The organism is Variovorax sp. P1_G12, from assembly GCF_056405555.1.
In genome coordinates this window covers 281,152-300,218 of record NZ_JBFUBW010000001.1, presented here as the reverse complement: position 1 = coordinate 300,218, position 19,067 = coordinate 281,152, and the positions used below count along the sequence as shown (strand labels likewise).

At 68.0% G+C, this 19,067-nt stretch carries 20 protein-coding genes and 1 riboswitch; of the genes, 12 read left to right on the top strand and 8 right to left on the bottom strand.

Annotated elements, in window-relative coordinates; all coding sequences use genetic code 11:
• Nucleotides 1-138 precede the first annotated feature (138 nt).
• Nucleotides 139-2,139 (top strand): acetate--CoA ligase, encoded by a 2,001-nt coding sequence (acs, locus tag AC1D2O_RS01480; RefSeq protein ID WP_478156028.1) that lies wholly within the window; start codon nucleotides 139-141, stop codon nucleotides 2,137-2,139.
• A gap of 54 nt (nucleotides 2,140-2,193) precedes the next feature.
• Nucleotides 2,194-2,700 carry a LapA family protein gene (locus tag AC1D2O_RS01475; RefSeq protein ID WP_478094507.1) on the top strand — a complete coding sequence of 169 codons (507 nt, stop codon included), beginning with the start codon at nucleotides 2,194-2,196 and terminating at the stop codon, nucleotides 2,698-2,700.
• Nucleotides 2,701-2,720: 20 nt separating this feature from the next.
• On the opposite strand, the gene AC1D2O_RS01470 is transcribed toward AC1D2O_RS01475, so the two are convergent.
• Entirely contained in the window at nucleotides 2,721-3,026 is a 306-nt protein-coding gene (locus tag AC1D2O_RS01470) for a c-type cytochrome (RefSeq protein ID WP_478094505.1), read from the bottom strand.
• A gap of 105 nt (nucleotides 3,027-3,131) precedes the next feature.
• On the opposite strand from AC1D2O_RS01470, the gene AC1D2O_RS01465 reads away from it, so the two are divergent.
• Nucleotides 3,132-3,386 (top strand): TIGR04438 family Trp-rich protein, encoded by a 255-nt coding sequence (locus tag AC1D2O_RS01465; protein ID WP_478094511.1) that lies wholly within the window; start codon nucleotides 3,132-3,134, stop codon nucleotides 3,384-3,386.
• A 127-nt stretch (nucleotides 3,387-3,513) separates the two neighbouring features.
• Here AC1D2O_RS01465 and ilvD read toward each other — a convergent pair whose 3' ends face one another.
• Nucleotides 3,514-5,208 carry a dihydroxy-acid dehydratase gene (gene ilvD, locus AC1D2O_RS01460; protein WP_478156027.1) on the bottom strand — a complete coding sequence of 565 codons (1,695 nt, stop codon included), beginning with the start codon at nucleotides 5,206-5,208 and terminating at the stop codon, nucleotides 3,514-3,516.
• 97 nt (nucleotides 5,209-5,305) lie between these two features.
• Between ilvD and AC1D2O_RS01455 the strand changes: the two genes are divergently transcribed.
• Nucleotides 5,306-6,247, top strand: coding sequence for a LysR family transcriptional regulator (locus AC1D2O_RS01455; protein ID WP_478156026.1), 942 nt, complete (start codon nucleotides 5,306-5,308; stop codon nucleotides 6,245-6,247).
• Between the two features lie 6 nt (nucleotides 6,248-6,253).
• Here AC1D2O_RS01455 and bfr read toward each other — a convergent pair whose 3' ends face one another.
• Entirely contained in the window at nucleotides 6,254-6,724 is a 471-nt protein-coding gene (gene bfr, locus AC1D2O_RS01450; RefSeq protein WP_478094103.1) for a bacterioferritin, read from the bottom strand.
• A gap of 149 nt (nucleotides 6,725-6,873) precedes the next feature.
• On the opposite strand from bfr, the gene lgt reads away from it, so the two are divergent.
• The 6 genes from lgt (at nucleotide 6,874) to AC1D2O_RS01420 (ending at nucleotide 13,316) form a co-directional block, all read left to right on the top strand.
• The gene (gene lgt, locus AC1D2O_RS01445; protein ID WP_478094101.1) at nucleotides 6,874-7,701 is read left to right on the top strand and encodes a prolipoprotein diacylglyceryl transferase; all 828 of its coding nucleotides are present in this window, start codon (nucleotides 6,874-6,876) and stop codon (nucleotides 7,699-7,701) included.
• A gap of 106 nt (nucleotides 7,702-7,807) precedes the next feature.
• A complete protein-coding gene (locus AC1D2O_RS01440) occupies nucleotides 7,808-8,476 on the top strand; it encodes a GntR family transcriptional regulator (protein WP_478156024.1) in 669 nt (222 codons plus the stop codon).
• The gene (locus tag AC1D2O_RS01435) at nucleotides 8,473-9,930 is read left to right on the top strand and encodes a malonyl-CoA decarboxylase (RefSeq protein ID WP_478156022.1); all 1,458 of its coding nucleotides are present in this window, start codon (nucleotides 8,473-8,475) and stop codon (nucleotides 9,928-9,930) included. The genes AC1D2O_RS01440 and AC1D2O_RS01435 overlap by 4 nt, the downstream gene beginning before the upstream one ends.
• A gap of 74 nt (nucleotides 9,931-10,004) precedes the next feature.
• Entirely contained in the window at nucleotides 10,005-10,991 is a 987-nt protein-coding gene (locus tag AC1D2O_RS01430) for a Bug family tripartite tricarboxylate transporter substrate binding protein (RefSeq protein WP_478093141.1), read from the top strand.
• A complete protein-coding gene (locus tag AC1D2O_RS01425) occupies nucleotides 10,988-11,764 on the top strand; it encodes an enoyl-CoA hydratase/isomerase family protein (protein ID WP_478093139.1) in 777 nt (258 codons plus the stop codon). Before AC1D2O_RS01430 ends, AC1D2O_RS01425 begins: the two co-directional genes overlap by 4 nt.
• Before the next feature lie 7 nt (nucleotides 11,765-11,771).
• Complete coding sequence (locus AC1D2O_RS01420; RefSeq protein WP_478156020.1) at nucleotides 11,772-13,316, top strand: malonate--CoA ligase; 1,545 nt, start codon at nucleotides 11,772-11,774, stop codon at nucleotides 13,314-13,316.
• Between the two features lie 10 nt (nucleotides 13,317-13,326).
• On the opposite strand, the gene AC1D2O_RS01415 is transcribed toward AC1D2O_RS01420, so the two are convergent.
• The 5 genes from AC1D2O_RS01415 to AC1D2O_RS01395 all read right to left on the bottom strand — a co-directional run bounded on the left by AC1D2O_RS01415 (nucleotide 13,327) and on the right by AC1D2O_RS01395 (nucleotide 16,223).
• On the bottom strand, nucleotides 13,327-13,752 hold the full coding sequence (locus AC1D2O_RS01415) for a universal stress protein (protein ID WP_478093135.1): 426 nt from the start codon (nucleotides 13,750-13,752) through the stop codon (nucleotides 13,327-13,329).
• Nucleotides 13,753-14,022: 270 nt separating this feature from the next.
• Nucleotides 14,023-14,466: a universal stress protein gene (locus AC1D2O_RS01410; RefSeq protein WP_478156018.1), complete on the bottom strand. Its 444-nt coding sequence runs from the start codon at nucleotides 14,464-14,466 to the stop codon at nucleotides 14,023-14,025.
• A gap of 98 nt (nucleotides 14,467-14,564) precedes the next feature.
• Complete coding sequence (locus AC1D2O_RS01405) at nucleotides 14,565-15,380, bottom strand: sulfite exporter TauE/SafE family protein (RefSeq protein WP_478156017.1); 816 nt, start codon at nucleotides 15,378-15,380, stop codon at nucleotides 14,565-14,567.
• A 277-nt stretch (nucleotides 15,381-15,657) separates the two neighbouring features.
• Nucleotides 15,658-15,999, bottom strand: a complete 342-nt coding sequence (locus AC1D2O_RS01400) for a cell division protein ZapA (RefSeq protein WP_478094840.1) — start codon at nucleotides 15,997-15,999, stop codon at nucleotides 15,658-15,660.
• Complete coding sequence (locus tag AC1D2O_RS01395) at nucleotides 15,999-16,223, bottom strand: DUF904 domain-containing protein (protein WP_478094838.1); 225 nt, start codon at nucleotides 16,221-16,223, stop codon at nucleotides 15,999-16,001. Before AC1D2O_RS01395 ends, AC1D2O_RS01400 begins: the two co-directional genes overlap by 1 nt.
• A 69-nt stretch (nucleotides 16,224-16,292) precedes the next feature.
• A riboswitch (cobalamin riboswitch) is annotated at nucleotides 16,293-16,530 on the top strand.
• Nucleotides 16,531-16,611: 81 nt separating this feature from the next.
• On the opposite strand from AC1D2O_RS01395, the gene AC1D2O_RS01390 reads away from it, so the two are divergent.
• Together AC1D2O_RS01390 and AC1D2O_RS01385 are read left to right on the top strand one after the other, a co-directional pair.
• Entirely contained in the window at nucleotides 16,612-18,504 is a 1,893-nt protein-coding gene (locus AC1D2O_RS01390) for a TonB-dependent receptor domain-containing protein (protein WP_478156016.1), read from the top strand.
• Nucleotides 18,501-19,067 (top strand): bifunctional adenosylcobinamide kinase/adenosylcobinamide-phosphate guanylyltransferase, encoded by a 567-nt coding sequence (locus AC1D2O_RS01385; protein WP_478088502.1) that lies wholly within the window; start codon nucleotides 18,501-18,503, stop codon nucleotides 19,065-19,067. Before AC1D2O_RS01390 ends, AC1D2O_RS01385 begins: the two co-directional genes overlap by 4 nt.

The window sequence follows — 19,067 nt, the reverse complement described above, 5'->3', positions numbered from 1 at the left end:
GTGACCGCGTTGTGCCTGGTCCTGTGCCGAAGCGGAGCAGGTGTTGCAGATTGAGCCAGTGCCGGGCTCGCGAGCCTGGGCATCGATCTTGCGCGTTCGTCCGACTCCAATGCCCGAAGGAAGAGAGATGAAGCAGTGATGACGAACACATCGAAGACCATCGAATCGGTCTTGATCGAAACCCGCGTGTTTTCCCCCGACGCCCGCGCCACCCAGGGCGCGCGCATCGCCAGCATGGCGGCGTACGACGCGCTCTGCAAGGAAGCCGCGGACGACTTCGACGGCTTCTGGGCCCGCCAGGCGCAAGCCAACGTGGTGTGGACCCAGCCCTTCACGCGCACGCTCGACGAATCGAATGCGCCTTTCTACAAGTGGTTCGAGGACGGCGAACTCAACGCCTCGGCCAACTGCCTGGACAAGCACATCGGCACGCCGGTCGAGCACAAGACCGCGATCGTCTTCGAGGCCGACGACGGCGTGGTCACCCAGGTCACGTACAAGGAACTGCTGGCGCGCGTCTCGCAGTTCGCCAATGCGCTCAAGGCCGAAGGCATCCGCAAGGGCGACCGGGTCGTCATCTACATGCCGATGACCATCGAAGGCGTGATCGCGATGCAGGCCTGCGCCCGCATCGGCGCCACCCACAGCGTGGTGTTCGGCGGCTTCTCGGCCAAGGCGCTGCAGGAACGCATCATCGACGCCGGCGCGGTGGCCGTGATCACCGCCAACTACCAGTTGCGCGGCGGCAAGGAACTGCCGCTGAAGGCGATCGTCGACGACGGCATCGCCCTGGGCGGCTGCGAATCGATCAAGAGCGTGCTGGTCTACCAGCGCACCGCGACCGCCTGCCACATGGAGGCCGGGCGCGACAAGACCTTCGCCGAGGCCCTCCAGGGCCAGGCGAGCGAATGCCCGCCGGTGCCGGTGGGCGCGGAGCACCCGCTCTTCATCCTCTACACCTCCGGCTCGACCGGCAAGCCCAAGGGCGTGCAGCACGCGACCGGCGGCTACCTGCTGTGGGCCAAGCTCACGATGGACTGGACCTTCGACATCCGTCCCGAAGACGTGTTCTGGTGCACCGCCGACATCGGCTGGATCACCGGCCACACCTACGTCGCTTACGGCCCGCTGGCCGCCGGCGCCACGCAGGTGGTGTTCGAGGGCATCCCGACCTTCCCGCATGCGGGCCGCTTCTGGCAGATGATCGAGAAGCACAAGGTCTCGATCTTCTACACCGCRCCGACCGCGATCCGTTCGCTGATCAARGCCGCCGACAGCGACGAGAAGGTGCACCCGARGAACTGGGACCTGWSSTCGCTGCGCATCCTSGGCACCGTGGGCGAGCCGATCAATCCCGAAGCCTGGATGTGGTACCACCGCCATGTCGGCGCCGAGCGCTGCCCGGTCGTCGACACCTTCTGGCAGACCGAGACCGGCGGCCACGTGATCACGCCGCTGCCGGGCGCSACGCCGCTGGTGCCGGGGTCGTGCACGCTGCCGCTGCCGGGCATCATGGCCGCGATCGTCGACGAGACCGGCAAGGACATCCCGAACGGCGCCGGCGGCATGCTGGTGATCAAGCGGCCCTGGCCCTCGATGATCCGCACCATCTGGAACGACCCCGAGCGCTTCAGGAAGAGCTACTTCCCCGAGGAGATGGGCGGCACGATCTACCTCGCGGGCGAYGGYGCGGTGCGCAGCGCGGACCGCGGCTACTTCCGCATCACGGGGCGCATCGACGACGTGCTCAACGTCTCGGGCCACCGGCTGGGCACCATGGARATCGAATCGGCCCTGGTCGCCAAGACCGACCTGGTGGCCGAGGCGGCCGTGGTGGGCCGGCCCGACGACGTGACGGGCGAGGCGGTCTGCGCCTTCGTGGTGCTCAAGCGCGGGCGCCCGGCCACGGAAGAGGAGGCCCGCAAGGTCGCCGCCGAACTGCGCAACTGGGTGGCCAAGGAAATCGGACCCATCGCAAARCCCAAAGACATCCGCTTTGGAGAGAATCTTCCGAAGACCCGCAGCGGYAAGATCATGCGGCGCCTGCTGCGCAGCCTTGCCAAGGGCGAGGCCATCACCCAGGACACCTCGACGCTCGAGAATCCGGCCATTCTGGAACAGCTCGGCAAGGCCTATTGAGCGCCTCGTCCTCCTGGCGCAGCGGCAGTCCAATCAACTACAGGGAAAAGAAAAATGGGATTGAGAACCGCTGTGCTGCTGGTGGTCGTGCTGCTGATCGCGGCACTGGCCGCCTTGAACTGGGGTCTGCTGGTTTCGCCGACGCTGATGTCTGTCGGCTTCATGCAGGTGACGGCGCCGTTCGGGCTCATCATGCTCGGGCTGACCGCGCTGCTGGGCATCTTCTTCGTCGCCTACGTGGTCTACCTGCAAAGCTCGATCCTCCTGGAGACGCGCAGGCACACCAAGGAGATGCAGGCGCAGCGCGAGCTGGCCGACAAGGCCGAGGCCTCGCGGTTCACCGAGCTGCGAAATTTTCTCGAGACCCAGGAGAACGCCCACATGGCGCGCAATGCCGAACGACACGCGGCGCTGCTGGCACGGATCGAGCAGTTCGAGGCTGCCGCGAAGCAGCGTGCCGAGCAGTCCGAAAACACCATTGCGGCCCACATGGGCCAGTTGGAAGACCGTCTCGAACGCCGACCGGTGCCCACGCCGGCCGCGATGCCGCCGGCCGTCTGAGCCGCGCTGTCCGTTCGGCCCTACTTGGCCGACAGCACCCAGGCGGCGAGCTTCTTCGCATCGGCTTCGTTGACCTGGTTGTTGGCCGGCATCGGCACCGGCCCCCAGACGCCCGAACCGCCCTTGATGATCTTGCCTGCCAGCATGTCGGCGGCACCCTTGGCGTCCTTGTACTTCGCGGCCACGTCCTTGAAGGACGGCCCCAGCACCTTGCGGTCGACCGCGTGGCAGCTCATGCAGTTCTTCGAGGTGGCCAGCGCCAGATCGGCGAGGGCGGGCGCGGCGCAGAGGAGGCCGGCGGCAGCGAGGACGAGCGCTTTTTTCATGGAGGCTGGCAGTCGTGGGTGCGTTAAAGTCGATCCAACGCGATTGTAGGCAGGGCGGTGGACCGCTTCGGCCGGCGCGCCTCTGACACAACGGAGAAGTTCGCGATGTGGTTTCTGATGCTGGGTCTGCTCGGTGTGGCTCTCAAATATTTCGAGATCGGCTTCGTCGCCACCCTGAGCTGGTGGATCGTCCTGGTCCCGTTCGCGCTCGCGATCGCCTGGTGGGCGTGGGCCGATGCCTCCGGCTATACCAAGCGCAAGGTCGTCGAGAAGGAGAACCAGCGCCGCCAGGACCGGATCGATCGGCAGCGCAGCAACCTCGGCATGCTCAACAGCCGTTCGAACCGAAAGCGGCGCTGAGCCGCAGCGGCGCTTCCAACGCGCTCTTCACCAGAAACACCGCGGAACCGGCTTTGCCGGGCCGCTGGTGTTGCCCCCGGCAGGGGGTGGGCGGGCTACACGAAGTGAGCCCAACCTGGGGGCGAGCTCAATACTTGTCGAGCACGGCGCCGGAACTGGCGCTGGAGGCATTGAACGCGAACTTCGCCTGCACGCCGCGCGTGTAGCGCGGTGCCGGCGCTTTCCAGCCTTCGCGGCGCTTGGCGATCTCGGCCTCGGGCACGTTGAGCTCGAGCTTCAGTTCGTGCGCGTCGATGGTGATCGAGTCGCCCTCGTTGACGAAGGCGATGGTGCCGCCGGCCGCTGCCTCGGGTGCCACGTGGCCGACCACCATGCCCCAGGTGCCACCCGAGAAGCGGCCGTCGGTGATCAGGCCCACGCTCTCGCCCAGACCGGCGCCGATCAGCGCGCCGGTCGGTGCCAGCATCTCCGGCATGCCGGGGCCACCCTTGGGTCCCAGGTAGCGCAGCACCATCACGTCGCCGGCCTTGATCTTGCCGGCAAGGATGGCTTCGAGGGCGGACTGCTCGTCGTCGAAGACGCGCGCCGGCCCGGTGATGACCGGGTTCTTGAGGCCGGTGATCTTCGCCACCGCGCCTTCGGGCGACAGATTGCCCTTGAGGATGGCGAGGTGGCCTTCGGCGTACATCGGCTTGCCGATCGGACGGATCACGTCCTGGTCGGCGCGCGGCTGGTCGGGCACGTCCTTGAGCACTTCGGCGATGGTCTGGCCGGTGATCGTGATGCAGTCGCCATGCAGCAGGCCGGCGTTGAGCAGCACCTTCATCACCTGCGGGATGCCGCCGGCCTGGTGCAGGTCGACCGCGAGGTACTTGCCGCTGGGCTTGAGGTCGCACAGCACCGGCACCTTCTTGCGCATGCGCTCGAAGTCATCGATCGACCAGTCGACGCCGGCGGCGTGCGCGATCGCCAGGAAGTGCAGCACCGCGTTGGTCGAGCCGCCCGTGGCCATGATCACGGCCACCGCGTTCTCGATCGCCTTCTTGGTCACGATGTCGCGCGGCTTGAGGTCCTTCTTGATCGCCTCGATCAGCACCTTGGCCGATTCCTTGGCCGAGTTGGCCTTCTCGTCGTGCGGGTTCGCCATCGTGGACGAGTAGGGCAGCGAGATGCCCAGCGCCTCGAAGGCCGAGCTCATCGTGTTGGCCGTGTACATGCCGCCGCAGGAGCCGGTACCGGGGATCGCGCGCATCTCGATCTCGCGCAGGTCCTCGTCGCTCAGGTTGCCCGCGGCGTTCTGGCCGACGGCTTCGAACACGCTCACGATGTTCAGGTCCTGGCCCTTGTACCTGCCCGGCAGGATGGTGCCGCCATAGACGTAGATCGCCGGCACGTTGGCGCGCAGCATGCCCATCAGGCCGCCGGGCATGTTCTTGTCGCAGCCGCCGACCACCAGCACGCCGTCCATCCACTGGCCGCCGACGCAGGTCTCGATGCAGTCGGAGATCACCTCGCGGCTCACCAGCGAGTACTTCATGCCTTCGGTGCCCATCGCCATGCCGTCGGAGATGGTGGGCGTGCCGAACACCTGCGCGTTGCCGCCGGCCTCCTCGATGCCCGCGATCGCGGCATCGGCCAGCTTCTGCAGGCCCGAGTTGCAGGGCGTGATCGTGCTGTGGCCATTGGCGACGCCGACCATCGGCTTCTTGAAGTCGCCTTCCTGGTAGCCCATCGCATAGAACATCGAGCGGTTCGGCGCGCGGCTCTTGCCTTCGACGATGTTGGCGCTGCGGCGGTTGATCTGGAGCGGTTTGGTGTCCATCGTGGTTCTCGGGTTCGTGATCGGGGGATGCCAAGTATCGGACGATTGATTGATTGCTTCCAATCCTATTTCGGGGTGCTATTGATATGCTTGGCATATGAAAGAAGCATCGATCGACCTGCGCGCCTGGCGCCAGTTCGTGGCCGTCGCCGAGGAACTCCATTTCGGGCGGGCCGCGCTGCGCCTGCACATGACGCAACCGCCGGTCACGCAAGCCATCGCCCAGCTCGAGAAGACGCTCGGCGTGCCGCTGTTCGACCGCACCCGGCGCCGCGTGGCGCTGACGCCGGCCGGCGAGGCGCTGCTGCCCGAGGTGCGCGAACTGCTGGCCCGCGCCCAGGCGCTGCCGGCGCGGGCCCGCGCGGCGGCGGCCGGCGAGGTCGGGCGCGTGCGATTGGCCTTCGTCTCGACCATCGGCTTCGATCAATTGCCGGGCTGGGTGCGGGCGTTCCGCGAACACAGCCCGCAGGTGGTGCTGGAGCTCGTCGAGGCCACGGGCGACGTGCAACTGCGCGACCTCGAGCGTGGCGCCATCGACGCCGGCCTGATGCTGCATTCGCCGGGCTTTGCGCCGCCGGGCCTGCACCACCTGCGGGTGGCGGTCGAGCCGCTGGTGCTGGCGCTGCCCGAACACCATCCGCTGGCCGCGGCGCCGCAGCTGGCGTGGGACGCGGTGCTCGGCGAGCCGCTGGTGATCTTTCCGCGCCGCATTGCGCCTTCGCTGCACGATGCGGTCTTCGGGCTCTACCACGCGGCGGGCCGGCTGCCGGTGGTGGCGCAGGAGGCGATCCAGATGCAGACCATCGTCAACCTGGTCTCGGCCGGGCTCGGACTGGCCTGGGTGCCCGAGAGCGTCATGCAGTTTCGGCGGCCTGGCGTGGTCTACCGGACGCCTGACGCGGCGGGCTCGCGCGGCAAGAAGCGGCCGCCCGCCGTGCCGCTGTGCGAGACCAGCATGGTCTGGCTGGACGGCGACGGGCACCCGGCGCTGGCGCGCTTCGTGGCTTTCGTGCGCGAGCGGATGGCAGCGGGCGGCTGAGCGCCTTCAGCCTTGCGATTGGGATTGCAGGTAGTTCTCGAGCCCGACCTTGTCGATCAGGCCGAGCTGCTTCTCGAGCCAGTAGGCGTGGTCTTCCTCGGTATCCCGAAGCTGGGTCAGCAGCAGGTCGCGGCTGACATAGTCGCCGACGCTTTCGCACAGCGCCATGCCTTCCTGCAGCGCGGCGCGCACTTCGTACTCGGTCGCCAGGTCCTTCTTCAGCATCTCGGGCACGGTCAGGCCCGGCGTGAATTCCTTCGGGCGCATGTCCGGCAGGCCGCCGAGGAACAGGATGCGGCGGATCAGCGCGTCGGCGTGCTGGGTCTCCTCCTGCATCTCATGGTCGAGGCGCGTGTAGAGCTTCACGAAGCCCTGATCCTCGTAGATGCGCGAATGGATGAAGTACTGGTCGCGTGCGGCGAGTTCGCCGCGCACCAGTTGCTTGAAGTAGTCGATGACTTGAGGATTTCCCTGCATGAGCCTGTGCCTTGTTGTTCTTGGAACCCAGAAGTATCGCGGCGATGGGGGGCAGCGGGGTCGATGACCCCGTGCCGGCAGTCTGCATGGGTGTGGGTATCAGAAGCGTTCGCATTCGGGACCGCGGCGCGGGGCGGCACAATCTCCCCATGCTCATGTACCCGCAGATCAATCCCGTCGCGCTGCAACTCGGCCCGGTCGCCATCCACTGGTATGGCCTGACCTATCTGGCCGCCTTCGCGCTGTTCTATTTCCTCGGCACGCGCCGCCTTCGGCACGAACCCTTCCGTTCGGTCACCGGCCCGGGCGCCTGGACCCGCAAGGATGTGGAAGACATCCTGTTCCTGGGCGTGATGGGCGTGATCGTCGGCGGCCGGCTGGGCTACTGCCTGTTCTACAAGCCGGGCTACTACCTCACGCATCCGCTGGAGATCTTCTTCGTCTGGCAGGGCGGCATGAGCTTCCATGGCGGGCTGCTCGGCGTCATTGCCTCGATGGTGTGGTTCTCGCGCTCGCGCGCCAGGCCGTTCTGGCAGGTGATGGATTTCGTCGCGCCCTGTGTGCCCACCGGACTCGCGGCGGGGCGCGTCGGCAACTTCATCAACGGCGAACTGTGGGGCCGCTTCAGCAGTCCCGACCTGCCCTGGGGCATGGTGTTCCCGCAGAGCGGCTCGATGCTGCCGCGCCATCCCTCGCAGGTCTACCAGTTCCTGCTCGAGGGCCTGCTGCTGTTCGTGCTGCTGTGGCTCTACGCGCGCAAGGATCGCGGCGAGCGCCGCGTATCGGCGGTGTTCCTGATCGGCTATGGCCTGATGCGCTTCATCGCCGAGTATTTCAGGGAGCCCGACGACTTCCTGGGCCTGCTGGCGCTCAACATGAGCATGGGCCAGTGGCTCTGCGTGCCGATGATCGCCTTCGGACTCTGGCTCTATGCCAGCGCACGGCCGGCGCAGGCGGCGGGCGTGGCACGGGGCTGATCGCCCTGGCCCCCGGGGCGGCGCGAGGGTATCCACGGAGGTCGAAAGGCATTGCAACGTGGCCCCTGAATTCTGATAATTACGCGTAATTACGGAAAGCTCAGCCATGCGCCTGGTCCAGAACTCCTTGCACGATGAGGTTGCCGCCGCGCTGCGCGAAGAGATCTTCGGCGGCGAGATGGCGCCGGGCAGCTTCATCGACGAGGCTGCCGTGTGCGACCGCCTCCAGATCTCGCGCACGCCCTTGCGCGAGGCCCTCAAGGTGCTCACGGCCGAGGGGCTGCTGCGGCACGAGCCGCGCCGTGGCTGCTTCGTCGCCGAGGTCACCCAGCGCGACCTCGACGAGATCTTCCCGGTGATCGCGCTGCTCGAAGGCCGCTGCGCCTGGGAGGCTGCACGCAATGCGAGCGATGCCGACCTCGATGCCCTCGAGGCTCTGCACGGCCGGCTCGCCAAGCATGCGCGGGCCCGGCGCATCAACGACTACTACGCGACCAATTTCGCGATCCACGAGGCCATCATCATGCTGGCCGACAACCGTTGGCTGGCACAGGTGATCGGCGACCTGCGCAAGATTCTCAAACTGGCGCGGCAGCAGCAGCTGCACGCGCCGGGGCGGCTCGACCAAAGCCTGTCCGAGCATCTCGCGGTGTTCGCCGCGCTCAAGGCGCGCGACAGCGACGGCGCCGAGGCCGCGATGCGCACCCACCTGAACCGCCAGCGCGAAGCCCTGCGGGCCGTCGCGCTGCAACAGAAAGCGAAACTCATCTCATGAATGCCAGTGACTGGATCACGCGCGGCGTCTCGCTGCTGCGTCCGGGCAGTTCGCCCGACGCAGGCAAGGCCGCGGATGCAAGCAAGGCCAGGAAGGCCGCCCTCGGACCGCGCCCGCTCGCGGAGCGGCTCGAAGCCACGCTGCGCCGGCCGGGCGAAGCGCTCGCGCCGCGCGCGTTGCGCCGTGCGCTGGTCGAGCTGCAGGCGGTGGTCGATCCCAGTGTGAGCGAGGTCGAGGCCGGACGGCGTGCCCATGCGGTGGTGCAGTGGTATGCCGCCCGCGAACTCGATGAGCGCCGCGACATCTGGCTCTTGATGAGCGAGCGCTTCGCACCCGATGTGCAGACGCTCAGCAGTGCGCGCGACCAGCACGAGGCGGCGGTCGGCACGGCCGACGAGGGCCAGGCCGAGGTTCAGCTTCGGCGTGCACTGGCGTCGCCGCGCGCGCGGCTGCTGCAGCGCTTCGCGATCGATCCGGATGGCATGCGCTTCCTGGTCGACCTGCGCGCCGAGCTGCTGCCGCACCTGAAGGGCGATCGCCGGCTGCTGCCGCTGGATGCCGAACTCGAGCACCTGTTCTCGACCTGGTTCGACATGGCCTTCCTGGACCTGCGGCGCATCAGCTGGGACTCGCCGGCCTCGCTGATCGAGAAGCTGATCCAGTACGAGGCGGTGCACGACATCAAGAGCTGGGCCGACGTCAAGAACCGGCTCGACAGCGATCGCCGCTGCTATGGCTTCTTCCATCCGCGCCTGCCCAACACGCCGCTGATCTTCGTCGAGGTGGCGCTGGTCGACCGCATCAGCGAGGGCATCGAGCCGCTGCTCGACGAGGCCGCCGCGCTGGTCAAGCCCGACCGGGCGACCACCGCGATCTTCTATTCGATCAGCAGCACCCAGACCGGGCTCAAGGGCGTGAGCTTCGGCGATTCGCTGATCAAGCGCGTGGTCGAGACGCTGCAGCAAGAACTGCCGCGCCTGAAGACCTTCGCGACACTGTCGCCGATCCCGGGCTTTCGCAGCTGGCTGGGCAAACACGCCGCCGGCCTGCTCGCGCGGCTCGATGAGAAGCGGGCCGCCGAGCTGGGGCGTGTCATCGGTTCGCTGCCGCCCTCGGCCGAGCGCTTCCTCGCCGCGGCCGACGAGGCGATGGTGCTCGACGTGAAATCGCCGGTGCGGCAACTGATGCTGAACGCGGCCGCCGAGTACCTCGGGCGCGCCACTGCCGATGGCAAGCCGGTCGATCCGGTGGCGCGCTTCCATCTCGGAAACGGTGCCCGGGTGGAGCGGCTCAACTGGGGCGGCGACCCGTCGCCGAAAGGGCAGAAGCAGTCCTACGGCCTGATGGTCAACTACCTCTACGATCTGAAGCGGCTCGACAAGCACCGGGCCCTTCTCGCGCAGGGCAAGGTGGCGGTATCGGGCGGCATTGACGATCAAATCCTCAGGGGCTGATGCAGGGCCTCGTCCGCACGGCACGCCGCCGGCCGCGGCGCACCACCATTTCGAACAACAACAGGAGACTTCCGATGACCCCTGGCTTTCAGCGGCGTGACTTTCTGCGCCTGGCCGCGGCGAGCGCTGCAACCCTTGCCGTCGGCGCGCGCGCCCAGTCGGGCTGGCCGACCCGGCCCGTGACCATGATCGTGCCGTTCCCGGCCGGCGGCGGCACCGACGCCTTCGCGCGGCCGCTCTCGGCGCAGTTCAGCAGGATCACCGGGCAGACGCTGGTGATCGACAACCGGGGCGGCGCGGGCGGTACCTTGGGCGCGAGCATCGCGGCCAAGGCGGCGCCGGACGGCTACACGCTCTTCATGGGCGCGGTGCACCATGCGATCGCGCCCTCGATCTATCCCAAGCTCGACTACGACCTCGAGCGGGATTTCGTGCCGCTGCTGTTGCTGGCCAATGTGCCGCAGGTGGTGGTGGTGAATCCGAAGCGCGTCAGCGCGACCACGCTCCAGGCCTTCGTCGCCAACGCCAAGCAGAACCCGGGCAAGCTCAATTACGCATCGGCCGGCGCAGGCACCTCGCACCACCTGGCCGGCGAGCTGTTCAAGCTGCAGACCGGCACGTACATCACGCACATTCCCTATCGCGGTGCGGGGCCGGCGCTGCAGGACCTGATCGCCGGCAACGTCGACGTGATGTTCGACGGGCTGGGCTCGTCGGCCCAGCACGTCAAGGCCGGGCGGATCAAGGCGCTGATGGTGGCCGGCAGCAAGCGCAATCCCGCCTTCCCGGACGTGCCCTGCGCCACCGAGGTCGGGTTGCCCGACTACACCGTGACCACCTGGTACGGCCTGTGGGCGCCCAAGGGCACGCCCGCGGAGGTGCAGGCGAGGATCGTCGACGACATGAAGAAGGCGCTGGCCACCGAGGAACTGAAGGCGATCTGGGCCAACAACGGCTCGGAGCTTGCGAATGTGTCCGGTCCGGCCTACGGCAGTTTCGTGCATGCGGAGATCAAGCGCTGGGCCACGGTGGTCAAGGAATCGGGGGCCAAGCTCGAATGACGGCTTCGATCGGACTGCGCATCGACGGCCCGCTGGCCTTCGTGACGCTCGTGAACCCGGGCCGGCTCAATGCCATGACGCGCGGCATGTGGCGCGCATTGCGCGACACCTTCGAGCGCCTGGCGCGGGAGCCCGCGCTGCGCTGCGTGGTCGTCGGCGGGGAGGGCGGCGCCTTCTGCGCCGGCGGCGACATCTCGGAGTACCCCTCGTTCCGTTTCGACGCCGCCAGCCTGCGCGAATTCCACGAGAACGAGGTCTGGGCCGCGCTGGCCGCCATGCTGGCTTGCGAGCTGCCGCTGGTGGCCCGGATCGAGGGCGCCTGCATGGGCGCCGGGATCGAGATTGCGAGCTGTTGCGACATCCGCCTGGCCGGTGCGTCTGCCAGGTTCGGCGCGCCGATCGCGAAGCTCGGATTCCCGATGGCGCCGCGCGAGGCGGCACTGGTGCAGCGCGCCGTCGGCGACGTGCTGGCGCGCGACATGCTGCTGGCCGCGAGCGTCCATGATGCGGCCCGGCTGTACGACGCCGGCTTCCTGCTGCGTGTGCTGCCCGACGCCGAACTGGCGGGGGAGGTGCTGGCGCATGCGCAGCGCATCGCGGTGCTGGCGCCCGAGGCCGCGCGCCTCAACAAGACCACCTTCTCCGTCCTGCGGCAAGGTGCTGCGCAGGACGCGGTCGCGCCGCTGCTGCCCACTGCCTACGATTACGCCGACTCCGCCGAGCATCGCGAGGGCATCGCCGCCTTCCTGGCCAAGCGGGCCCCTGTTTTTTGAGATCGACATGACCGATATCCCCAACGCCAATCTCTTCGCCGCCCTGCGCGCGGCCTTCCCCGCCGACCTCGACGCGATCGCGGTCGAGACCGACGACGGCCTCTTCTATTCGTGGCGCGACCTGGACCGCGCGAGCGCGATGATCGCCAACCTGCTGGACGCGCTGGATCTCGAGGAAGGCGCCCGCATCGCGGTGCAGGTCGAGAAGTCGGTCGAGGCCATGATGCTGTACCTCGCCACGCTGCGCGCGGGCTATGTCTTCCTGCCGCTCAACACGGCCTACCGGAATGCCGAGATCGAGTACTTCATCGGCAACGCCGAGCCGGCTGTGGTGGTCTGCAGCAGCGCCAACGCGTCCTGGGTGGCGCCGATCGCGACCGCGGCCGGCACCCGCCATGTCTTCACGCTCGATGACGACCGCACGGGCACGCTGCTCGAAGCGGCCGCGCAGTGCGGCGACCGGCATGCGGTGGCTGCGAAGCAGGAAGACGACCTCGCCGCCATCCTCTACACCAGCGGCACCACCGGCCGCAGCAAGGGCGCGATGCTCACGCACCGCAACCTGTCTTCGAACGCCGAGGTGCTGAAGGACTACTGGGGCTGGCGCAGTGGCGATGTGCTGATCCATGCGCTTCCGATCTTCCATGTGCACGGCCTCTTCGTCGCGATCCACGGCGCGCTGATCAGCGGCAGCAAGATGATCTGGCTCAACCGCTTCGACCCGGCGCGCGTGGTGGCCCGGCTGCCCGAGGCGACCGTCTTCATGGGCGTGCCCACGCTCTACGTGCGCATGCTGGCCGAGCGCGGGCTGACCCGCAAGGCCTGTCGCCACATGCGGGTCTTCATCTCGGGCTCGGCACCGCTCCTGATCGACACCTTCAACGAATGGCGCGAGCGCACGGGTCACACGATTCTCGAGCGTTACGGGATGAGCGAGACCGCGATGCTGACCTCCAACCCCTACAGCCCGGTGCAGGGCGAACGGCGCGGCGGCACGGTGGGTTTCCCGCTGCCGGGCGTTCAGCTGCGGGTGCGCGACGACGCCGGCGAGCCATGCCCGAGCGACGAGATCGGCCACATCGAGGTCGACGGGCCGAACGTGTTCGCCGGCTATTGGCGCATGCCCGAAAAGACGAAGGAAGAGTTCACGGCGGACGGCTATTTCAAGACCGGCGACGTCGGCATGGTGGATGGGCTCGGCTACGTCACGATCGTCGGGCGCAGCAAGGACCTGATCATCAGCGGCGGCTACAACGTCTATCCCGCCGAGATCGAGGGCTACATCAACGAGATGTCCGGCGTGGCCGAGAGCGCCATCGTTGGCGTGCCGCACGCCGACTTCGGCGAGGTCGGGGTGGCCATCGTGACGGCCAGGGCCGGCGCGGCGCTCGACGGCGAGGCGATCATCGCCGAGCTCAAGGCGAAGCTCGCCAACTTCAAGATCCCGAAGCGCTGCTTCGTGGTGCCCGAACTGCCGCGCAATGCGATGGGCAAGGTGCAGAAGGCGCTGCTGCGCGAGCAGCACAAGGGGCTCTTCGCCCCAAGGGATTGAGAAGCTGCGCCTACTGCACCAGCAGCACCGAGATGTCGGTCTCGGACACCACCTTGGTCGCGACCGACCCCATCAGCGCGCGGCCGAAGAGGCCGTGGCCGTGCGTGCCCATGACGATCAGTTCGGCGTTGAAGGCGGCAGCCGCCTTGAGGATCTCTTCCGCGGCATGGCCGTGGCGCTGGTCGACCTTGAAATCGGTGATGCCGAGGCCGGCCAGGGCGGCCTTGACCGGCTCGAGAACCTTGGCGGCTTCCTCGGCGTAGTAGTCGCTGACGATTTCCTTGCTCAGATGGCGGGTGACGTGCCCCGGCACGCCGACGCAGACGTGCGCCACGACCAGTTCATTGCCGTCGACAAACATCTTGCGATGCTTCGCCAGGTAGTCGAGCGCCTTCTGCGTGTGGGCGCTGCCATCGACGGCGATCAGAATCTTCATTTGTAGCCTCTCTTTGTTGCGTGGCGCGCGGTGATGGCACCGCGTGCCGTGGTTATAAACCCGATTCAGGCCGGCGCCGGGCCGCCCCAAGGCGGCCTGCGGCCCCCTCGGGGGGCAGCGACCCACACGAAGTGGGGGAGCGTGGGGGTCCTTCAGGCCGGCGCCGGGCCGCCTGCGCGGCGACGTCCGCGCTTCGCACGGAAGGGCGGCCTGGGGACGCCCCCTCGGGGGGCAGCGACCCACACGAAGTGGGGGAGCGTGGGGGTCAGCTCAGCGCAAGACCAAGACGGGCAGGTCGGAATGCGTGAGCACGTGCTGGGTCTCGSTGCCCAGCAGCAGGCGCTTGATGCCCTGGCGGCCGTGCGATGCCATCACGATCATGTCGCACTGGTGCTTCTTTGCGGCGCTGATGATCGATTCGGCCACGAGGTCGGCGCTGACCGTCGCCGTCCGGATCTTGACGCCGCTGGCCTCGGCCTGCTTGGCGATCGTGTCGAGCGTGGTCTGCGCCGCCTCCGTCCACTGTCGCTCGATGCGCCCGATGTCTTCGGGCGTGAAGACCGCGGCGCCATCGAAGTAGTTGGTCGGATAGCGGGGCACCACGGTGAGCGCGACCAGCTCGGCGCCGCTCAGGGCCGCCAGGGCGATGGCGCTCGTCACGGCCTTCTCCGAGAGAGGGGAGCCGTCGGTGGCGACCAGGATGCGCTTGAACATGGGTTCTCCGGTGGTGGGTGGATCACCTGAGCTTAAAGCAGGTTTCGCGCGCCTCGGCTTGATCCATGTCAAGCGGCGGGGTGAATGCGCCCGGTCGCTCAGCCGTGCAGCCCTTTCCAGAGCATGTAGGCCGCCAGCAGATAGAGGATGCTTCCGAATACGCGCTTGAGCTTGCCCACCGGGAGGCTGTGCGCGGCCCGGGCGCCGAGCGGCGCCACGAGGAAGCTGCAGACCGCGATCACCGCCAGCGCCGGCAGCCAGATGTAGCCGAACGAGCCCGCCGGCAGGCCCTGCACCGATTGGCCGCTGGCCACGTAGCCGGCCACGTTGGCGACCGCGATCGGGAAGCCGAGCGCGGCGCTGGTGGCGACCGCGTTGTGGATCGCGACGTTGCACCAGGTCATGAAAGGCACGCTGATGAAGCCGCCGCCGGCGCCGACCAGGCCGGAGATGAAACCGATCGCGCCGCCGGCCCCGAGCTGGCCCGCGGTGCCCGGCATCTGGCGCGTCGGCTTGGGCTTCTTGTCGAGGAACATCTGCGTGGCCGAGAAGCCGACGAAGAGGGCGAAGAAGATCGCCAGCGCGGTGCCCTTGAGCAGGCTGAAGACGCCCAGGCTGCCGGCCAGGCTGCCGATCACGATGCCGGGGGCGAGCCGCTTGACGATGTCCCAGCGCACCGCGCCGCGCCGATGGTGGGCGCGCACGCTGGAGATCGAAGTGAAGATGATGGTCGCCATCGAGGTCGCGATCGCCATCTTGACCGCGAGGTCGGCGGCGACGCCGCGCTGGCCGAGGATGATCGTGATGAACGGCACCATCAGCATGCCGCCGCCGATGCCGAGCAGGCCGGCGAGGAATCCGGTGCCAATGCCGAGCAGGGCGAGTTCGGCGATCAGCAGGGGTTCGATGGTCATTCGCAAGGATCCAGAAAAAAGCCACGGCGCCGATCGCGGGGCCGTGGCTGTCAGTGAGAGGTGTCTGCGAGTGTGAGCCGAACCCGCATCCTGAACCAGGGTTCAGGTGGGCGAGGTCAGCAAGGCTTCGGGTTCATCTGACGCGAGATGATCACACCTGCCAAGCGATATTCCAAGCCCTGCTCCGGAGAGCATTGGTACAAGGAAATATAGAGCCCAGCCTCGCACCGCAGACGATGCGTATTTTACGCCCTGCAGCCGCGGGCGCGCCGGATCTTCAGAGGAGATGTCCGTCGCCGGCCAGGGCCTGGTCCAGGCGCTGGATCAATTGCACGGCGCGGACCTCGTCTTCGGTGGCGTCCGCCGCGGGCGCGGGCGCAGGTACAGGTGCAGGCACCTGGGCCGGCGCCGGCGCCGCTTCGCGCTGCACCAGGTCGAAGGCCAGGTTGAGCGAGGCCAGCACCGCGATGCGGTCGCGGGCCTTGACCTTGCCGGCATCGCGGATCTTGCACATCGCACCGTCGACGCGTTCGACCGCGTCGCGCAATTGCGCCTCGCCGCCTTCGGGGCAGCCGAGCAGGTAGCTCTGGCCCATGATCTGGACTTCGATTTGTTTCATCAGGAAGAGCTGGCGTCTTGGGTGGGATCGACCGGGAGCTGATCGAGCAGGGCGTCGAGGCGCGTGCGGGCCGCGGCGAGCCGCGACTTGAGCGTGTCGCGTTCGCGCGTGAGCGCGTCGACCTGGTCCTGCAGCAACGCATTGGTGCGCTGTACTTCTTCGTGGCGCACGAGCAGGCGCTCGACGCGCTCGGCGATCTGGTCAATACGGCTCGATGCTGGCATGGAGGGCGATTGTAGGTTCCGCCGCCGGCGCGTTCGCGCCCGGTTGTTCCGGGCACATGCCGACAAACCCTACAATTCCGCTCGTTGGTGCTCGCGCCGCGGTTCACGCGTCGCAGTTCAACGGGAAGCAGGAGTCGAAGCCCCCCGGGGCCGAACCAACCTGCGCTGCCCCCGCAACGGTCAAGCAGTCGGCGCACTCGGGCGCCGCCCTCGTCAATCAGCCACTGGGTGCCCTGAAACAGGTGCACGGGAAGGCGACGAGGGTTGCACTGCCAGCCCGGATACCGGCCAACGAGGCGGCTGCCGCATGCGCGATGCATGCAGGCGGCCATGACGTCCAAGCGCTGGCGGGGAAGCCGGCGAAGGACTTTGACCTTTTGTCGCCCCCATGAAATCCTGCGTTCTTTCCACGCCCGCCTCCCGGTGCGCCTTGCCGCGGCTGCGGCCCCGCGCCCATGCCGTTTCGTCGGCCGTCGCGGCCTTGATTGCCGGTGCTGTCGGCGTCCCCACGCTGGCGTCGGCCCAGGAGGCGGCGCCAGCGCTGCCCGAGATGGTGGTCACCGCGACGCGGGTGCCGACCCGCGCCGACGAACTGGTGTCGGACACCGTGGTCATCGACCGGGAGCAGATCGAGCAGCAGGCGAGCCGCACGCTGCCCGAAATCCTGGCCCGGCTGGCCGGCGTGCAGATCTCGGCCAACGGCGGCGCCGGCAAAGCGAGCAGCGTGTACATCCGCGGCGCCGAGCCGCGCCACACGATCCTGCTGATCGACGGCGTCCGCTACGGCTCCGCCACGCTCGGCACACCGGTGTGGGACAACATCCCGGTCGAGATGATCGACCGGATCGAGGTGGTCAAGGGGCCGGCCTCGGCGCTCTACGGCAGCGACGGCGTCGGCGGCGTGGTGCAGATCTTCACGCGCAGGGCGAGCCCGGGTCAACCGGTGTTCGCCCCGCACGCCTCGACCACGGTCGGCAGCGAGAGCTACAAGCAGATCACCGGCGGCTTCAGCGGCGCCGCGGGGGCCGCGACCTATTCGCTCGACGTCGCGCGCACACTCAACGCGAAGTTCTCGTCGACCAACCCCAAGGTGCAGTTCGGCAACTTCAATCCGGACGACGACCCCTTCAACCAGACCGCGGTCAATGCGTCATTCGGCTACCAGCTCAACCCGGACTGGAAATTCGACGCCGCCATGCTCTACGCCGACGGGCTGAACCGCTTCGACGACGGCCCGAACCGCGACACGCGCGGCACCCTGCGCACCCAGACCGGCTACGTCGGCGTCCGCGGCCTCGTGATGTCGAACTGGACCACCCAGCTGCGCTATTCACGCAGCGAGGACTACACGCGCGCGATCGTGGCCGCGCCTTTCAACCTGCCGGGCCTGTTCGAGACCGTCCAGGACCAGTACCTCTGGCAGAACGACATCGTGACACCGATCGGCACCGTGGTCGCCGGGCTCGAGCGCCGCGAGCAGGACGTGAGGAGCGACACCCGCTACACCGTGACCGACCGCGCCATCGATTCGGGCTTCGTCGGCCTCAACGGCAATTCGGGCGCCCACAGCTGGCAGCTCGACGCGCGGCACGACAGCAATTCGCAGTTCGGCGACAGCAACACCTGGTTCGCCGGCTATGCCTACCGCATCACGCCGAACTGGCGCGTCAACGTGTCGCAGGGCACCAGCTTCACGGCGCCCTCGTTCAACCAGCTCTACTTCCCGGCCTTCGGCAATCCGGCGCTGCAGCCGGAGGAGGGCAAGAACACCGACCTCGGGATCACCTGGACCCAGGGCGCCCACACGGTCAAGCTGGTGGGCTACGACAACAAGATCCAGGGCTTCATCACCAACACGACGCTGCCGCAGAACATTCCGCGCGCGCGCATCGAGGGCGGGACGCTGAGCTACGACGGGCAGTTCGGCGACCTGGGCCTGCACGCGAGCTACGACTCGCTCGACCCGCGCAACGAGGGCACCGGCAAGCAGTTGCCGCGCCGGGCGAGGAACCAGGCGTCGCTGGGCGTCGACTACGCGGTCGGCGCCTGGAAGTTCGGCGGATCGGCGCTCAACGTGGGCAGCCGCTTTGACGATGCGGCGAACACGCGCACACTCGGCAGCTACACCACGGTCGATCTCTATGTGGACTATCGCTTTGCCAAGGACTGGTCGGTCCAGGCCCGGGTCACGAACCTGACCGACGAGCAGTATGAAACCGCGTTTGGCTACAACCAGCAAGGGCGCGCTGCGTACCTGACCGTCCGGTGGCAGCCGAAATGAGCATGGCCCGCCGCGAACTGATCCTCGGCGGTCAGAAGAGCGGCAAATCGCGCCGCGGCGAGCAACTCGCCGCGGCGTGGCTCGCCCGCTCGCCCGCGCATCGCGCGGTGCTGATCGCGACCGCGCAGGCCCTGGACGCGGAGATGCAGGCGCGCATCGCCAGGCACCGCGACGACCGCGCGGTGCGGGTGCCGGCGATGACCACGGTCGAGGAGCCGCTGGCGCTGGCGCAGGCGATCCGCGACCACGGCGCTCCCGGCACGCTGGTGCTGGTCGACTGTCTCACCCTGTGGCTCACCAACCTCATGGCGCCCCCCGGACCACCGCCTGCGAGCCTGGGCGCCGACCGCGCGATCGCCGAACTGCTGGGCGCGATCGCCGACGCGCCCGGTCCGCTGGTGCTGGTCGGCAACGAGATCGGGCTGGGCGTGATCCCGCTGGGCCGGGAGGTGCGCCGGTTCGTCGATGCGCTCGGCGGCCTCAACCAGCAGGTCGCCGCAGCCTGCGAGCGTGTCACGCTGATGGCGGCCGGACTGCCGCTGACCTTGAAGGAGCTTGCATGA

Bases quoted from the DNA above. Each gene is read 5' to 3' on its own strand.
- AC1D2O_RS01475 (WP_478094507.1), top strand. From the start codon at position 2,194: ATGGGATTGAGAACCGCTGTGCTGCTGGTGGTCGTGCTGCTGATCGCG.
- AC1D2O_RS01470 (WP_478094505.1), bottom strand. From the start codon at position 3,026: ATGAAAAAAGCGCTCGTCCTCGCTGCCGCCGGCCTCCTCTGCGCCGCG.
- AC1D2O_RS01465 (WP_478094511.1), top strand. From the start codon at position 3,132: ATGTGGTTTCTGATGCTGGGTCTGCTCGGTGTGGCTCTCAAATATTTC.
- ilvD (WP_478156027.1), bottom strand. From the start codon at position 5,208: ATGGACACCAAACCGCTCCAGATCAACCGCCGCAGCGCCAACATCGTC.
- AC1D2O_RS01455 (WP_478156026.1), top strand. From the start codon at position 5,306: ATGAAAGAAGCATCGATCGACCTGCGCGCCTGGCGCCAGTTCGTGGCC.
- bfr (WP_478094103.1), bottom strand. From the start codon at position 6,724: ATGCAGGGAAATCCTCAAGTCATCGACTACTTCAAGCAACTGGTGCGC.
- lgt (WP_478094101.1), top strand. From the start codon at position 6,874: ATGCTCATGTACCCGCAGATCAATCCCGTCGCGCTGCAACTCGGCCCG.
- AC1D2O_RS01440 (WP_478156024.1), top strand. From the start codon at position 7,808: ATGCGCCTGGTCCAGAACTCCTTGCACGATGAGGTTGCCGCCGCGCTG.
- AC1D2O_RS01435 (WP_478156022.1), top strand. From the start codon at position 8,473: ATGAATGCCAGTGACTGGATCACGCGCGGCGTCTCGCTGCTGCGTCCG.
- AC1D2O_RS01430 (WP_478093141.1), top strand. From the start codon at position 10,005: ATGACCCCTGGCTTTCAGCGGCGTGACTTTCTGCGCCTGGCCGCGGCG.
- AC1D2O_RS01425 (WP_478093139.1), top strand. From the start codon at position 10,988: ATGACGGCTTCGATCGGACTGCGCATCGACGGCCCGCTGGCCTTCGTG.
- AC1D2O_RS01420 (WP_478156020.1), top strand. From the start codon at position 11,772: ATGACCGATATCCCCAACGCCAATCTCTTCGCCGCCCTGCGCGCGGCC.
- AC1D2O_RS01415 (WP_478093135.1), bottom strand. From the start codon at position 13,752: ATGAAGATTCTGATCGCCGTCGATGGCAGCGCCCACACGCAGAAGGCG.
- AC1D2O_RS01405 (WP_478156017.1), bottom strand. From the start codon at position 15,380: ATGACCATCGAACCCCTGCTGATCGCCGAACTCGCCCTGCTCGGCATT.
- AC1D2O_RS01400 (WP_478094840.1), bottom strand. From the start codon at position 15,999: ATGAAACAAATCGAAGTCCAGATCATGGGCCAGAGCTACCTGCTCGGC.
- AC1D2O_RS01395 (WP_478094838.1), bottom strand. From the start codon at position 16,223: ATGCCAGCATCGAGCCGTATTGACCAGATCGCCGAGCGCGTCGAGCGC.
- AC1D2O_RS01390 (WP_478156016.1), top strand. From the start codon at position 16,612: ATGAAATCCTGCGTTCTTTCCACGCCCGCCTCCCGGTGCGCCTTGCCG.
- AC1D2O_RS01385 (WP_478088502.1), top strand. From the start codon at position 18,501: ATGAGCATGGCCCGCCGCGAACTGATCCTCGGCGGTCAGAAGAGCGGC.